We start from the raw sequence: 14,749 nt of genomic DNA on the forward strand, positions 1-14,749 counted from the left end.
TTTCCGCCAACTACACGTAGGAAAAACCTGTAGGTAGCGACGATTTGTCGCAGATCTTATTCTTTGTTGATTGAACGTTCAATCAAAACAAAATAGACTGGCCCTCAACCCGGTAGCCGTTTTTCGTCCACCGGAAGGCCTAAGGAGATGTGCAAGATGCCCAAGGTCGGTATGCAACCCATCCGCCGCCAGCAATTGATCGAAGCCACGATGCAGGCCGTCGATCAGGTCGGCATGGGGGACGCCAGCATTGCGCTGATCGCCCGTTTGGCCGGTGTCTCGAATGGCATCATCAGTCACTACTTTAAGGACAAGAACGGCCTGATCGCCGCCACGGCGCAGTATCTGATGAGCGTCCTCAGCGAGAACGTCACCGCGCGCCGTCAGGCGTTGGAGGACGCCAGCCCACGGGCTCATCTTCAGGTGATTATCGAAGGCAACTTCGACGCCAGCCAGGTCAATGGCCCGGCAATGAAAACCTGGCTGGCCTTCTGGGCCACCAGCATGCACCACCCGTCTTTGCACCGGTTGCAGCGGATCAACGATCACCGTCTGTATTCCAACCTGTGCTGCCAGTTCCGCCGTGTGTTGCCGCTTGATCAAGCGCGCAGCGCCGCCCGCGGCCTGGCAGCCCTCATTGACGGTTTGTGGTTGCGCGGCGCGCTGTCGGGAGATGCTTTCGACACCGGGCAAGCGCACCAGATCGCGTACGAATACATGGATTTCCAATTGGCCAAGCAGGTGAGTTAGAGCACACATAAAAGCGCTCAGCCCCTGAACCGCCACTGACCAGCGTCGCCAACGCTACACGGCACGCCCCAGTGGTTAACGCCAACCCACTTATGCTCTTGCGAGGACTTTATGGCCCGTTTCGAACTGCAAAAACTCTACATCGATGGCGGCTACAGTGACGCCAGCAGCGACGCCACTTTCGAAGCCATCAACCCGGCTAACGGTGAAGTCCTCGCAACCGTACAACGTGCGACCCAGTCAGACGTTGAGCGCGCTGTGGTCAGCGCCGAAAAGGGCCAGAAAATCTGGGCTGCCATGACCGCCATGGAGCGTTCGCGCATCCTGCGTCGCGCCGTCGACATCCTGCGCGAGCGCAACGACGAACTGGCCGCCCTGGAAACCCTGGACACCGGCAAGGCGTACTCCGAAACCCGTTACGTCGACATCGTTACCGGCGCTGACGTGCTGGAATACTACGCGGGCCTGGTGCCGGCCATCGAAGGCGAGCAGATTCCGCTGCGCACCACGTCTTTCGTTTACACCCGTCGCGAGCCGCTGGGCGTGGTGGCCGGTATCGGCGCCTGGAACTACCCGATCCAGATCGCTTTGTGGAAATCCGCACCTGCCTTGGCGGCCGGTAACGCGATGATCTTCAAGCCAAGCGAAGTCACCTCCCTAACTACCCTGAAACTGGCCGAGATCTACACCGAGGCCGGCGTTCCGGCTGGCGTGTTCAACGTTCTGACCGGCAGCGGCCGTGAAGTCGGCACCTGGTTGACCGAACACCCACGCATCGAAAAAATCTCCTTCACCGGCGGCACCGACACCGGCAAGAAGGTCATGGCCAGCGCTTCCGCCTCGTCGTTGAAAGACGTGACCATGGAACTGGGCGGCAAATCCCCGCTGATCATTTTCGACGACGCCGACCTGGATCGCGCCGCCAACACCGCGATGATGGCCAACTTCTACAGCTCCGGTCAGGTCTGCACCAACGGCACTCGCGTGTTCGTACCGAGCCACCTGAAAGCCGCGTTCGAAGCCAAGATCGTTGAGCGCGTTGCGCGCATTCGCGTCGGCAACCCGGAAGACGAAAACACCAACTTCGGTCCGCTGGTCAGCTTCGCCCACATGGAAAGCGTGCTGGGTTACATCGCCAAAGGTAAGGAAGAAGGCGCTCGCGTCCTGTGCGGCGGCGATCGTCTGACCGACGGTGAATTCGCCAAAGGTGCGTTCGTGGCTCCGACCGTGTTCACCGATTGCACCGACGAGATGACCATCGTTCGCGAAGAAATCTTCGGCCCGGTGATGAGCATCCTGACTTACGAAACCGAAGAAGAAGTGATCCGTCGTGCCAACGACACCGAGTTCGGTTTGGCCGCTGGCGTCGTCACCAAAGACCTGAACCGCGCTCACCGTGTGATCCATCAACTGGAAGCCGGTATCTGCTGGATCAACGCCTGGGGCGAGTCCGACGCCAAGATGCCGGTCGGCGGCTACAAGCAGTCGGGCGTGGGCCGTGAGAACGGGATCAGCTCTCTCAATAACTTCACGCGCATCAAGTCCGTGCAAGTCGAACTAGGTGAGTACGTTTCGGTATTTTGATTAGCTGATCCAGCTACAAGCGGCAAGCTTCAAGCTGCAGGTAAAAGCAGTTTGGTTTGCCGCTCTATCTCAGCACCGCTCGCTGCTCTTTCTTGCAGCTTGAAGCTTGCAGCTTGAAGCCCCCCGGAGGGCCCATGTCCCAAGAGTTCGATTACATCATCATCGGTGCCGGCTCGGCCGGTAACACCCTGGCGACCCGTCTGACTGAAGACAAAGGCGTCACCGTCCTGCTGCTCGAAGCGGGCGGCCCGGATTACCGTCTCGACTTCCGCACGCAAATGCCGGCCGCGCTGGCGTTCCCGCTGCAAGGTCGTCGCTACAACTGGGCGTATGAAACCGATCCAGAACCACACATGGACGGCCGCCGGATGGAATGCGGTCGCGGCAAGGGCCTGGGTGGTTCTTCGCTGATCAACGGCATGTGCTACATCCGCGGCAACGCCATGGACTATGACGGCTGGGCCAAACTGCCCGGCCTGGAAGACTGGACCTACCTCGACTGCCTGCCATATTTCCGCAAGGCCGAAACCCGTGACATCGGCCCGAACGATTACCACGGTGGCGACGGTCCGGTCAGCGTGACCACGCCGAAAGCCGGCAACAACCCTCTGTTCCACGCGATGGTTGAAGCAGGCGTGCAAGCCGGTTACCCGCGTACCGAAGACCTGAACGGCTACCAGCAAGAAGGTTTCGGCCCGATGGACCGCACCGTGACGCCGAACGGCCGTCGCGCCAGCACCGCGCGCGGTTACCTGGACGTCGCCAAGAAGCGCTCGACCCTGACCATCGTCACCCACGCCCTGACCGACAAGATCCTGTTCGAAGGCAAGCGTGCGGTCGGCGTGCGTTACCTGATCGGCGCCGCTGAAGAGCGCGTTGAAGCCCGCGCCCGCAAGGAAGTGCTGCTGTGCTCCGGCGCCATCGCGTCGCCGCAGATTCTGCAACGCTCCGGCGTCGGCCCGGCCGAACTGCTGAAGAAACTCGACATTCCGGTGGTCCACGACCTGCCGGGCGTTGGTGAAAACCTGCAGGATCACCTTGAGCTGTACCTGCAATACGCCTGCACTCAACCGGTCTCGCTGTACCCGTCGCTGCTGCTGCACAACCAGCCGGCCATCGGTGCCGAGTGGTTGTTCAAGGGCACCGGCATCGGCGCCAGCAACCAGTTCGAGGCCGGTGGTTTCATCCGCACTCGTCCGGAATTTGATTGGCCGAACATTCAGTACCACTTCCTGCCGGTGGCGATTAACTACAACGGCAGCAACGGTGTGAAAGAGCACGGCTTCCAGGCGCACATGGGCTCCATGCGTTCGCCAAGCCGTGGTCGCATCCAGGCCAAGTCCAAGGATCCGCGCGAGTACCCGAGCATCCTGTTCAACTACATGGCCACCGAGCAGGACTGGCAGGAATTTCGCGATGGCATCCGCCTGACCCGTGAAATCATGCAACAGCCTGCACTGGACGCCTTCCGTGGTCGTGAAATCAGCCCGGGCATCGACGTGCAAACCGACGAGCAGCTGGACAAGTTCATCCGCGAGCACGCCGAAACCGCGTTCCACCCGTCCTGCTCGTGCAAGATGGGCACCGACGAGATGGCCGTGGTCGATGGCGAAGGCCGTGTGCACGGCATGCAAGCCCTGCGCGTGGTCGATGCCTCGATCATGCCGATCATCACCACCGGCAACCTGAACGCGCCAACGATCATGATGGCCGAGAAAATCGCCGACAAGATCCGCGGTCGCAAGCCATTACCGCGTAGCAAGGCCGCCTACTTCGTGGCCGGTGATGCACCTGTGCGTGGCAAGCCGTTGCGGGATGTGAGCCTGGCTGCTCAGTAAGACCGTTACACCGAGGCGCGGCCTTCGCGAGCAAGTCGAGTCGTCGCTCCGCCGCTCCCACATTTGATCTCCGATGTTCACAAAATCTGTGTTCACTACCGATCTAATGTGGGAGCGGCGGTGCGACGACTCGACTTGCTCGCGAAGGGGCCCGACCAAACAACACATTACTTCATGCCATACACCGGGCAATCCCTCCCCACACCGCTCCGCCCTTGATCTACCCCCCGCCCAGGCCTAATCTAGCGCCACGCAAATGCTTCACCCCCCTCGCAACATCGATGCACCGCCACTCCATACCAAGGAGGTTCCCGAATGTTCGATTTCCACCCCCAGCTCAAGCAGCGTTTTGCTGCCTTGCGCACGGGCGCTGAATTCTTTTCGCTGCGTTATGTGCGCGAGTCCGGCCAGTATCTGTCGGTGCGCAAGAACGTCGCCGAACCGCCGAGCCTGAGCCGTGACGAAGGCGCGATGCTGACCGTTCGGGTCAACGGCGTCGAAGCCTATGCCGCCACCAACGACTTGTCCCAATCCGGCCTGCAGACCGCGCTGGAGAAAGCTGAGCAACAAGCCCGTCGACTCAAGCCTCACGCCCTGCTCGACCTACGCGAGCAAGCCGTCTCCAGCGACCGCGCCGACTATTTCTCGCCCAACGTCGACCAGCCCTTTCCGTCCCTGAGCGATTGCTACCAATTGCTCGGCGCCGAATCCGCCGCCGTGCCCAAGGACGAGCGACTGGTGAACTGGCAGGCGAGCATCGGCATCACCAACGTCGAGCAAATCTACCTCAACAGCGCCGGCGCCGAGCTGCGCCAAGCCCAGCGCTTCGTCTACCCGAGCATGGACGTCACCGCCTACGACGGCAGCGACAGCCAGACCCGCACCCTGGGCCGCGAGAACTTCGGCCAGCAGGGCGGCTTTGATGTGATCAGCCGTTGCGGCCTGATCGGTGCCGGCCCGAAAGTCGCCGACCAGGCGCTGCAATTGCTGCTGGCGCCCAATACCCCGCAAGGCCCGCGCGATCTGTTGTTGATGCCTGACCAAATGATGCTGCAGATCCACGAGTCCATCGGTCACCCGCTGGAACTGGACCGCATCCTGGGCGATGAGCGCAATTACGCTGGCACCAGTTTCGTCAAGGCAGAAGACTTCGGCAGCCTGCAATACGGCTCCGAACTGCTCAACGTGACGTTCGACCCGGACATCCCCGAGCAGCTCGCCAGCTACGGCCATGACGACGACGGCAGCGCCGCCAGCAAGCAATTCTTGATTAAGGAAGGTTTGCTGCTGCGGCCATTGGGCGGCGCACTCTCGCAATTTCGCGCCGGCATGGATGGCGTTGCCAACAGCCGCGCCTGCGGCTGGAACCGTCCGCCGATCGACCGCATGGCCAACCTCAACATCGAGCACGGCGATCAGCCGCTGGAGCAACTGATCGGCAACATCGAGCACGGCATTTTGATGAGCACCAACCGTTCGTGGTCCATCGACGATGCGCGCAACAAGTTCCAGTTCGGTTGCGAATGGGGCCAGTTGATCGAAAACGGCGAACTCAAGGGTGTGGTGAAGAACCCGAACTACCGGGCGATTTCCGCACAATTCTGGAAAAGCCTCAGCGCTGTCGGCGATGCCAACACCGTCAAAGTGCTAGGCACGCCGAACTGTGGCAAGGGCGAGCCGAACCAGGTGATCCGCGTCGGTCACGCGTCGCCGGCCTGTGTGTTCAGCAATGTTGATGTGTTTGGAGGAGACGCCTGATGAGTACTTCCACGAGTCAGGCTGAGTCATTCAAGGACTTGGTCAATTGGCTGCGCGAGGCAATTCGTGGGCCTGAGCAATTCACCCTCAGCTATGCCGCCGAATCGTCGGCCTTCGTGCGCTTCAACCACGCCAAGGTCCGTCAGGCCGGGCAGGTGCAGCAGGCGAGCGTCGGGTTCAAACTGATCAACGATGGTCGTCATGCGGATCTGAATATCACGCTGTCGGGCGACCCCGAAATCGACCTTCAGCGTCTGGCCGAAGGGCTGCAACAGTTGCGCGAAACCCTGCCACTGTTGCCTCAGGACCCGTACCTGCTGCTCAACCATAACGACTGGCAGAGCAACAACGTGCAGGAGCATCCGCTACCGGACACCGAGCAAGTGGTCGCTGAAATCACTCAAGCTACCGAAGGATTGGATCTGGTCGGCTTCTATGCCGCCGGGCCTATCAGTCGTGGTTTCGCCAGTTCCTCGGGCGCGTTCGGCTGGCATCAGGCCAACAGCTTCAACTTCGATTTCAGCCTGTTCCATGAAAACGGTCAGGCGGTGAAAGCCAGCTATGCCGGGCACGACTGGAACAGCGAAGGGTTTGCCAGACGCTTTGCGCAAGCGCGCGAGCAGTTGGCGTTTCTGGGGCGGCCATTGCGCACGCTGCCGCCCGGCGAATACCGCGCCTACCTGGCGCCGGCAGCGCTGGAAGAAATCATGGGCATGTTGAGCTGGGGCGGGTTTTCGGCCCAGGCGATTGCCAGTAAACAGAGCCCGTTGCAGAAGTTCTACGCCAACGAAACCTGCTTCAGCCCCAACGTAGGGTTGAGTGAGCAGGTCAGCGGCTCCTTGAGCCCGGCATTTTCCGACGAAGGTTATCCTCGCGATGATCTGGGGTTGATCGCCAAAGGCATGGCCAATGCCCGACTGATCAATTCGCGCAGCGCCGCTGAATACAACCTCACTGCCAACGGCGCCAGCAGTCATGAATACCCGACGGCGCTGGTCATGCAAGGCGGCAACCTGGAGCAGGCGGACATCCTCAAGCGCCTCGGCACCGGGCTCTACATCAGCAACCTGTGGTACCTGAACTACTCGGACCAACCGGCGGCGCGCCTGACCGGCATGACCCGGTTTGCGACTTTCTGGGTCGAGAACGGCGAGATTCAGGCGCCGGTCAGCACCATGCGGTTTGATGACAGCGTCTACAGCCTGCTCGGTTCGCAGCTGGAAGCGTTGACCGAGGAACGCGAGCTGATGTTGTCGGCCAGCACCTACAGTCAGCGGGCGACTGCTTCGGCGTTGTTGCCGGGCGCGCTCGTCAGCCGACTGACGTTGACGCTCTGACACAGAGCGTCACAGGATGCATTCCCACGCGGAGCGTGGGAACGATCATCTCCGCCAACAAGAGGTCCCATGCCCAACCGCCCACCTCTCGACGCTGTCACCGCCCGCTGGGTACCGTGGGTGGTGGCCATTGCCTTCTTCATGCAATCCCTCGACGGGACAATCCTCAACACCGCCCTCCCCGCCATGGCCCGGGACTTGGCCGAAGACCCGCTGCGCATGCAGGGCGTCATCATCGCCTACATGCTTACCGTCGCACTGCTGATCCCCGCCTCCGGCTGGATCGCCGACCGCTTCGGCACCCGGAAAATCTTCTTCGGCGCGATTCTCCTGTTCAGCTTTGGCTCATTGCTCTGCGCCTTGTCCAGCACCTTGAGCATGCTCATCGGTGCGCGAGTGATTCAGGGCCTCGGTGGTGCGCTGATGCTGCCGGTTGGTCGGTTGGTGGTGCTGCGCGCGTATCCGCGCTCGGATCTGGTGCGGATCATGGGGTTCATTACCATTCCTGGCCTGCTTGGCCCGCTGATCGGTCCGACGATGGGCGGATGGATGGTGCAATACCTGACCTGGCACTGGATCTTCCTGATTAACCTGCCGGTGGGCGTCCTCGGTTGCTACGCGGTATGGAAATTCATTCCCGACCTGCGCGGCAGCGAACGCACCCGCTTCGACAGCCTGGGCTTTTTGCTGTTCGGCGCGGCGATGGTGCTGATCACCATCGCCATGGAGGGGCTCGGCGAACTGCACCTGCCGCACCTGCGAGTGATGTTGCTGCTGTTTGGCGGCATGGCCTGTCTGGCGGCGTATTGGCTGCGGGCCGGGCACGTCGATAATCCACTGTTTGCGCCATCGTTATTCAAGACCCGGACTTTCGCCGTGGGCATCCTCGGCAACCTGTTCGCCCGCCTGGGCAGTGGCGCCTTGCCGTTTCTGGTGCCATTGCTGCTGCAGGTGGCGCTGGGTTACTCGCCGTCACAGGCCGGGATGAGCATGCTGCCCCTGGCGGCGGCCGCGATGGTCGCCAAGTCGGTGGCGCGTCCGCTGATCGAACGTTTCGGCTACCGTACCGTGCTGACCGGCAACACACTGGCACTGGGGATCATGCTGGCAAGCATGGGCCTGGTCAGCGAGCAGACGCCGTATTGGCTGCTGCTGGTTCAGTTGGCGATTCTGGGGGCGATCAACTCCTTGCAGTTCACCGCAATGAACACCGTCACCCTGATCGACCTCGACGACGCCAGCGCCAGCAGCGGCAACAGTTTGCTGTCGGTGGTCGCGCAATTGTCCCTGAGCCTCGGCGTGGCCTGCGCCGGCGCCCTGCTCGGCGGCTTCACGGCAGAGATCGGCAATGACGGCGTGGACACGGTTCTGGGCGCGTTCCAGCTGACGTTCGTGACGGTCGGAATCATGGCGATGCTGGCTGCAACGATCTTCTCGCAGCTGTCTGGAACTGACGGACGGCGCGTCAGGCATCCGGAAGAACACATCGAGCCTTAGGGCGAATAGCCATCGGGCTGGTACACTGCGCGACATTTTGTTTTGCAGGCCAGTCCCGTGACCACCATCGCCACCGCTTTTAATACTTTGCCGCTGTCCGCCGCCATGCTGGCTAACCTCGACTCCCTCGGTTATGCCCAGATGACGCCGATCCAGGCGCAAAGCTTGCCGGTGATCCTCAAGGGGATGGACCTGATCGCCCAGGCCAAGACCGGCAGCGGCAAGACCGCCGCCTTCGGTATCGGCCTGTTGAACCCGATCAATCCGCGCTTCTTCGGTTGCCAGGCGCTGGTCATTTGCCCGACTCGCGAGTTGGCTGACCAGGTCGCCAAGGAAATCCGTCGTCTGGCCCGTGCCGAAGACAACATCAAGGTGCTGACCCTGTGTGGCGGCGTGTCCTTCGGCCCGCAGATCGGCTCGCTGGAGCACGGCGCGCACATCATCGTCGGCACCCCGGGGCGCATTCAGCAGCACCTGCGCAAGGGTTCGCTGGTGCTCCATGGTCTGAACACGCTGATCCTCGACGAAGCCGACCGCATGCTCGACATGGGTTTCTACGATTCCATCGAAGAAATCATCATGCAGACCCCGGAGCGTCGCCAGACCCTGCTGTTCTCCGCCACGTACCCGGTGGGCATCAAGCAACTGGCGTCGAAATTCATGCGCAACCCGCAGCAGGTGAAGGCCGAGGCGTTCCACGACGATACACAGATCGAACAACGTTTCTACGAGATCTCTCCGGAAGAGCGCATGAGCGCGGTAACCAAGGTGCTCGGCCACTTCCGCCCGGCGTCCTGCGTAGCGTTCTGCTTCACCAAGCAGCAGGTTCAGGAAACCGTCGATCACCTGACCGCCAAAGGCATCTCAGCCGTCGGCCTGCACGGCGATCTGGAACAGCGTGACCGCGACCAGGTATTGGCGATGTTCGCCAACCGCAGTACTTCGGTATTGGTCGCCACCGACGTCGCCGCTCGCGGCCTGGACATCGATGCGCTGGACATGGTGATCAACGTCGAACTGGCCCGTGATTCGGAAATCCACATTCACCGTGTTGGCCGTACCGGTCGTGCCGGTGAGAAAGGCATCGCGATCAGTCTGGTTGCACCGTCCGAAGCCCACCGCGCCCAGGCCATCGAGCAGTTGCAGAAGTCACCGTTGAGCTGGGATCAGCTGGACAGCCTCACGTCCCAGGGCGGTGGTCCGCTGTTGCCGGTGATGAGCACGCTGTGCATCGGCGCCGGTCGTAAAGACAAGGTTCGCCCGGGCGACATTCTCGGCGCACTGACCGGCGATGCCGGCATTCCGGGCGCTCAGGTCGGCAAGATTGCTATTTTCGACTTCCAGGCTTACGTGGCCGTGGAACGCGGGATCGCCAAGCAAGCCTTGCAGCGTTTGAACGACGGCAAGATCAAAGGCCGCTCGTTGCGCGTGCGCATCCTCTGAACCTGATCGTTCCCACGCTCTGCGTGGGAATGCATCCCGTGACGCTCCGCGTCACATAACGGCAGACGCAGAGCGTCCATGGCGGCATTCCCACGCAGAGCGTGGGAACAATCATTGTGTGAGGACACTGTTTTGCGCTCTACCGAAGTCGTGATCATTGGCGCTGGCGCCGCAGGGTTGATGTGTGCGCTGACCGCCGCCGGGCGCGGGCGCAAGGTGATATTGCTCGACCATGCGAACAAGGCCGGCAAGAAAATCCTGATGTCGGGCGGTGGACGCTGCAATTTCACCAACATGTACACCGAACCAGGCAATTTTCTCTCGCAGAACGAGCACTTTTGCAAATCCGCCCTGGCGCGCTACACCCAGTGGGATTTCATTGGCATGGTGGCCAAGCACGACGTGCCGTACCACGAGAAGAAACTCGGCCAGTTGTTCTGCGATAACAAATCCAGCGACATCCTCGAAATGCTGCTCAACGAGTGCGACCAGGTCGGCGTCAGCCTGCACCTGGACACCTCGATTCAGACCATCGAGAAGCTCGAAAGCGGTTACCTGCTGGACACCACGCTGGGGCAAATCACCTGTGAATCACTGGTCATCGCCACCGGCGGCCTGTCGATCCCGACGCTGGGTGCTACCGGTTTCGGCTATCAGGTCGCCAAACAGTTCGGCCACGCCCTACTGCCGACTCGCGCCGGCCTCGTGCCGTTCACCATCACCGATCAGCTCAAGACGCTTTGCACCGAGCTGTCCGGTACGTCGGTGGATTGCCTGGTGAGCTGCAATGACCAGAGTTTCCGCGAGAACATCCTGTTCACCCATCGCGGCCTCAGCGGGCCGGCGATCTTGCAGATTTCGTCGTTCTGGGAATCCGGCGACACGGTGGAAATCAATCTGATGCCGGATCACGACGTGCCGAGCTGGCTGCAACAGCAGCAGGCCGAACGCCCCAACAGCGAGCTGAAAACCCTGCTCGGTGAAATCTTCACCAAGAAGATGGCTAACCTGTTGGCGGACAACTGGTTCGTCTCCAAACCGATGAAGCAGTACACCCATGCGGAACTGTCGGACATCGCCGAAAAACTGGCGAGCTGGAAAATCGTGCCGGCCGGCACTGAAGGCTATCGCACTGCTGAGGTGACCCTGGGCGGCGTCGACACTCGCGAAGTGTCGTCCAAGACTATGGAATCGCTGAAAAGCCCGGGTCTGTATTTCATCGGTGAAGTACTCGACGTTACCGGGCATTTGGGTGGCTTCAACTTTCAGTGGGCCTGGGCCTCCGGTTACGCCGCCGCGCAATTCGTCTGACCGACCGCGTTATCGTTCTTCGCAGGCAACACAGAACGCGCAAGGAACAGATTTTGCTATCAGATGTGATCGGCGCCATTGCGTCGGCGTCATTAGTGGCTCAATTTAGCGTCATTGCCCCGGAAGGCCTTCGCACTTCATGTCATCGACCACATTTCGGCAGTCTCTGCGTCGCCTCTGGGCCCTGGATAAATTCAGCTACAGCGTGCGGGTATTCATCGCCCTGACCGGCAGCATGGCGCTGTGTTGGTATCAGGATGAAATGGGGCTGCTGATCCCGTTGTTCCTGGGGATCATCGCCAGCGCCCTGGCTGAAACCGACGACAGTTGGCAGGGTCGCCTCAATGCGCTCGCAGTGACGCTAATGTGCTTTATGGTCGCTGCCCTGTCCGTCGAACTGCTCTTTCCCTACCCCGTGCTCTTTATCATCGCTTTCGCACTGGCCAGCTTCTGCCTGACCATGCTCGGCGCGCTGGGCGAACGTTATGGCGCGATTGCTTCGGCAACACTGATTCTGTCGGTCTACACCATGATCGGCGTGGATCAGCGCGGCGGCGCGGTCACTGATTTCTGGCACGAACCGGTGCTGCTGGTGGCCGGTGCGGCCTGGTACGGCTTGCTCTCGGTGCTGTGGCAGGCGCTGTTTTCCAACCAGCCGGTGCAGCAGAGCCTGGCCCGGCTGTTCCGTGAACTGGGTTATTACCTGAAGCTGAAATCGTCGCTGTTCGAACCGATCCGACAGATGGACGTGGAAGCGCAGCGGCTGGAGCTGGCCCAACAGAACGGTCGGGTGGTGGCGGCCCTGAACGCCGCCAAGGAAATCATTCTGCACCGCGTCGGCGATGGCCGGCCGGGCTCGAAACTCAGCCGTTACCTGAAGCTGTACTTCCTCGCCCAGGACATCCACGAGCGCGCCAGTTCCTCGCACTACCCCTACAACGCGCTGGCCGAGGCGTTCTTTCATAGCGATGTGCTGTTCCGCTGCCAGCGCCTGCTGCGTCAGCAAGGCAAGGCTTGTCGCGCGCTGGCCGAATCGATCCAGATGCGTCAGTCGTTCATCTATGATGCAAGCTTCGCCGAAGCCTTGAGCGACCTGCACGCCTCCCTCGAACACCTGCGTATCCAGAGCAATCCGGCCTGGCGTGGCCTGCTGCGTTCGTTGCGAGCGTTGGCCGCCAACCTCGGCACCCTTGACCGCTTGCTCAGCGACGCCAGCAACCCTGATGCGCTCGCAGATGCCACCGATAGCAGCCTGCTCGACCGTTCGCCTCGCAGCCTCAAGGATGTCTGGATACGTTTGCGCACACAGCTGACGCCGACGTCCTTGCTGTTCCGCCACGCCCTGCGCTTGCCCCTGGCATTGAGCATCGGTTACGCGATGGTGCATTTGATCCACCCGTCGCAGGGTTACTGGATCATCCTCACCACGCTGTTTGTCTGTCAGCCGAATTACGGCGCCACCCGCCGCAAACTCGGGCAGCGGATCATCGGCACTGCCATCGGCCTGACCGTGGCCTGGGCGCTGTTCGATCTGTTTCCGAGCCCGTTGGTGCAGTCACTATTCGCCATTGCCGCCGGCGTGGTGTTTTTTACCAACCGCACCACCCGTTACACACTGGCGACCGCAGCGATCACCTTGATGGTGCTGTTCTGTTTCAATCAGGTCGGCGATGGCTACGGGCTGTTCCTGCCGCGCCTGCTCGATACCTTGCTTGGCAGCCTGATCGCCGGGTTGTCGGTGTTTCTGTTCCTGCCGGACTGGCAGGGTCGACGCTTGAACAAGGTGCTGGCCAATACTCTGACCTGCAACAGCATTTACCTGCGCCAGATCATGCAGCAATACGCCGTGGGTAAAAGCGATGACCTGGCTTATCGCCTGGCCCGACGCAATGCGCACAATGCGGATGCCGCGCTGTCGACGACGCTGGCCAACATGCTGATGGAGCCGGGGCACTTCCGTAAGGAAGCGGATGTCGGGTTCCGTTTCCTGGTGCTGTCGCACACCTTGCTCAGCTATTTGTCGGGGCTGGGGGCACATCGCGAAACCCAGCTCCCGTCGGACGTGCGCGAGTATTTGATCAACGGTGCCGGTGTGAACCTGGCCGCCAGCCTCGACGACATCGCCCAAGGCCTGTCGAACAAAAAGACCATTGCGATTCAGAGCGATGAGGAAGAGGCGCTGGCCAACGGACTTGAGCAGATGCCGGATGAGATCGATGAAGGGCAGCGCCTGGTGCAGACGCAACTGGCGTTGATCTGCCGGCAGCTGGGGCCATTGCGGACGCTGGCGGCGCATCTCATTAAAGACACTAGCGAAGCCTGAGATTTGTAGTGACTTGCCCGCGAAGGCGTCAGCTCAGACACCGCAGGCCTTTCAGATCACATCCCATGCTGTTTGAGCAACTTCTCATAACTCCCATCAGCCTTCATCGCCGCAATCGCTCGGTCGAAACCGGCGACGATCTGCTCATGCTGCGGGTTCTTCAGGCTCACCAGAATATGCAGGCTGTTCTCGCTCAATGGCTTGGGCAAAAACTCCACGGCATTGCGTATCCTGGATGACTCGCGAGCGAGGTAATACCGGGCGACGAACTCGTCTTCCAGGGTCAGCTTGACCCGGTCGGCCGCAACCATGCGAACGGCCATGGCGAAGTTATGCACCGGGACTTTCTGCAGCGACACATCGTCGTCGAATGCTGGCGAATAGGCATAACCGCGCACCACGGCTATCGGAAAAGTGTGCAGTTGTTGCAGGCTGTTGAACTCGATCGCCGCGTCCTTGCGCTTGAGAAAGCGCACGCGATTAAGCAGGTACTCGCCGGAAAACTGCCCCAGCTTCGTACGCTCGTCGTTGTACCAGGCGTTGACCAGCACGTCATAACGCCCCTCGCCCACCCCAAACAAGGCTCGTGCCCAAGGCACCTGTTCAAAATCACTGGCATAACCCGCCCGGGCCAGCGCTGTACTGACGATGTCCGTGGCCAATCCGCCATTGACCAGCGTGGCGTCAGTAAAGGGTGGCCAGGCGTCAGCGACCAGGCGCAGCTTTTCCGCTGCCGCACTCTGTGTCAACAACAGCAACCCAATCAAAGCCAACGCTCGATGCAATCGCGGCATGCCAGAAATTCCTTAGCGGGCAGGCTGCCCGACGTGTTTCTCAGCCAAAAATCCAAGGCCCCTCTACTGGCGAAACCCAGGTCCTAACATTAGCTTATCGACAACATTGCACAG

The 14,749-nt window shown here is 60.9% G+C and carries 10 protein-coding genes; 9 read left to right on the top strand and 1 reads right to left on the bottom strand.

Annotated elements, in window-relative coordinates; translation table 11 throughout:
• The first annotated feature begins 156 nt into the window (after positions 1–156).
• The 9 genes from betI (at position 157) to yccS (ending at position 13,841) form a co-directional block, all read left to right on the top strand.
• Positions 157–750 carry a transcriptional regulator BetI gene (gene betI / locus LOY56_RS24520; protein WP_052966694.1) on the top strand — a complete coding sequence of 198 codons (594 nt, stop codon included), beginning with the start codon at positions 157–159 and terminating at the stop codon, positions 748–750.
• A 111-nt stretch (positions 751–861) separates the two neighbouring features.
• Positions 862–2,334: a betaine-aldehyde dehydrogenase gene (betB, locus tag LOY56_RS24525; RefSeq protein ID WP_258617756.1), complete on the top strand. Its 1,473-nt coding sequence runs from the start codon at positions 862–864 to the stop codon at positions 2,332–2,334.
• A 134-nt stretch (positions 2,335–2,468) separates the two neighbouring features.
• Complete coding sequence (betA, locus tag LOY56_RS24530; RefSeq protein ID WP_258617763.1) at positions 2,469–4,172, top strand: choline dehydrogenase; 1,704 nt, start codon at positions 2,469–2,471, stop codon at positions 4,170–4,172.
• 315 nt (positions 4,173–4,487) lie between these two features.
• Entirely contained in the window at positions 4,488–5,930 is a 1,443-nt protein-coding gene (locus tag LOY56_RS24535; protein WP_258617769.1) for a TldD/PmbA family protein, read from the top strand.
• Positions 5,930–7,267, top strand: coding sequence for a TldD/PmbA family protein (locus LOY56_RS24540; RefSeq protein WP_258617775.1), 1,338 nt, complete (start codon positions 5,930–5,932; stop codon positions 7,265–7,267). The genes LOY56_RS24535 and LOY56_RS24540 overlap by 1 nt, the downstream gene beginning before the upstream one ends.
• Positions 7,268–7,336: 69 nt before the next feature.
• Complete coding sequence (mdtD, locus tag LOY56_RS24545; RefSeq protein WP_258617776.1) at positions 7,337–8,764, top strand: multidrug transporter subunit MdtD; 1,428 nt, start codon at positions 7,337–7,339, stop codon at positions 8,762–8,764.
• A gap of 105 nt (positions 8,765–8,869) precedes the next feature.
• A complete protein-coding gene (dbpA, locus tag LOY56_RS24550; protein ID WP_258622880.1) occupies positions 8,870–10,207 on the top strand; it encodes an ATP-dependent RNA helicase DbpA in 1,338 nt (445 codons plus the stop codon).
• A gap of 132 nt (positions 10,208–10,339) precedes the next feature.
• Positions 10,340–11,518, top strand: coding sequence for an NAD(P)/FAD-dependent oxidoreductase (locus LOY56_RS24555; RefSeq protein ID WP_258617777.1), 1,179 nt, complete (start codon positions 10,340–10,342; stop codon positions 11,516–11,518).
• Between the two features lie 139 nt (positions 11,519–11,657).
• Entirely contained in the window at positions 11,658–13,841 is a 2,184-nt protein-coding gene (gene yccS, locus LOY56_RS24560) for a YccS family putative transporter (protein WP_258617778.1), read from the top strand.
• A gap of 56 nt (positions 13,842–13,897) precedes the next feature.
• Here yccS and LOY56_RS24565 read toward each other — a convergent pair whose 3' ends face one another.
• On the bottom strand, positions 13,898–14,635 hold the full coding sequence (locus LOY56_RS24565) for an ABC transporter substrate-binding protein (protein WP_258617779.1): 738 nt from the start codon (positions 14,633–14,635) through the stop codon (positions 13,898–13,900).
• Positions 14,636–14,749: the final 114 nt, after the last annotated feature.

This window comes from Pseudomonas sp. B21-048, from assembly GCF_024748615.1.
Lineage (GTDB): Bacteria > Pseudomonadota > Gammaproteobacteria > Pseudomonadales > Pseudomonadaceae > Aquipseudomonas.

Coding starts and splice junctions, on each gene's coding strand:
- betB (WP_258617756.1), top strand. CDS start 862: ATGGCCCGTTTCGAACTGCAAAAACTCTACATCGATGGCGGCTACAGT.
- betA (WP_258617763.1), top strand. CDS start 2,469: ATGTCCCAAGAGTTCGATTACATCATCATCGGTGCCGGCTCGGCCGGT.
- yccS (WP_258617778.1), top strand. CDS start 11,658: ATGTCATCGACCACATTTCGGCAGTCTCTGCGTCGCCTCTGGGCCCTG.
- LOY56_RS24565 (WP_258617779.1), bottom strand. CDS start 14,635: ATGCCGCGATTGCATCGAGCGTTGGCTTTGATTGGGTTGCTGTTGTTG.
- LOY56_RS24540 (WP_258617775.1), top strand. CDS start 5,930: ATGAGTACTTCCACGAGTCAGGCTGAGTCATTCAAGGACTTGGTCAAT.
- dbpA (WP_258622880.1), top strand. CDS start 8,870: ATGCTGGCTAACCTCGACTCCCTCGGTTATGCCCAGATGACGCCGATC.
- betI (WP_052966694.1), top strand. CDS start 157: ATGCCCAAGGTCGGTATGCAACCCATCCGCCGCCAGCAATTGATCGAA.
- mdtD (WP_258617776.1), top strand. CDS start 7,337: ATGCCCAACCGCCCACCTCTCGACGCTGTCACCGCCCGCTGGGTACCG.
- LOY56_RS24535 (WP_258617769.1), top strand. CDS start 4,488: ATGTTCGATTTCCACCCCCAGCTCAAGCAGCGTTTTGCTGCCTTGCGC.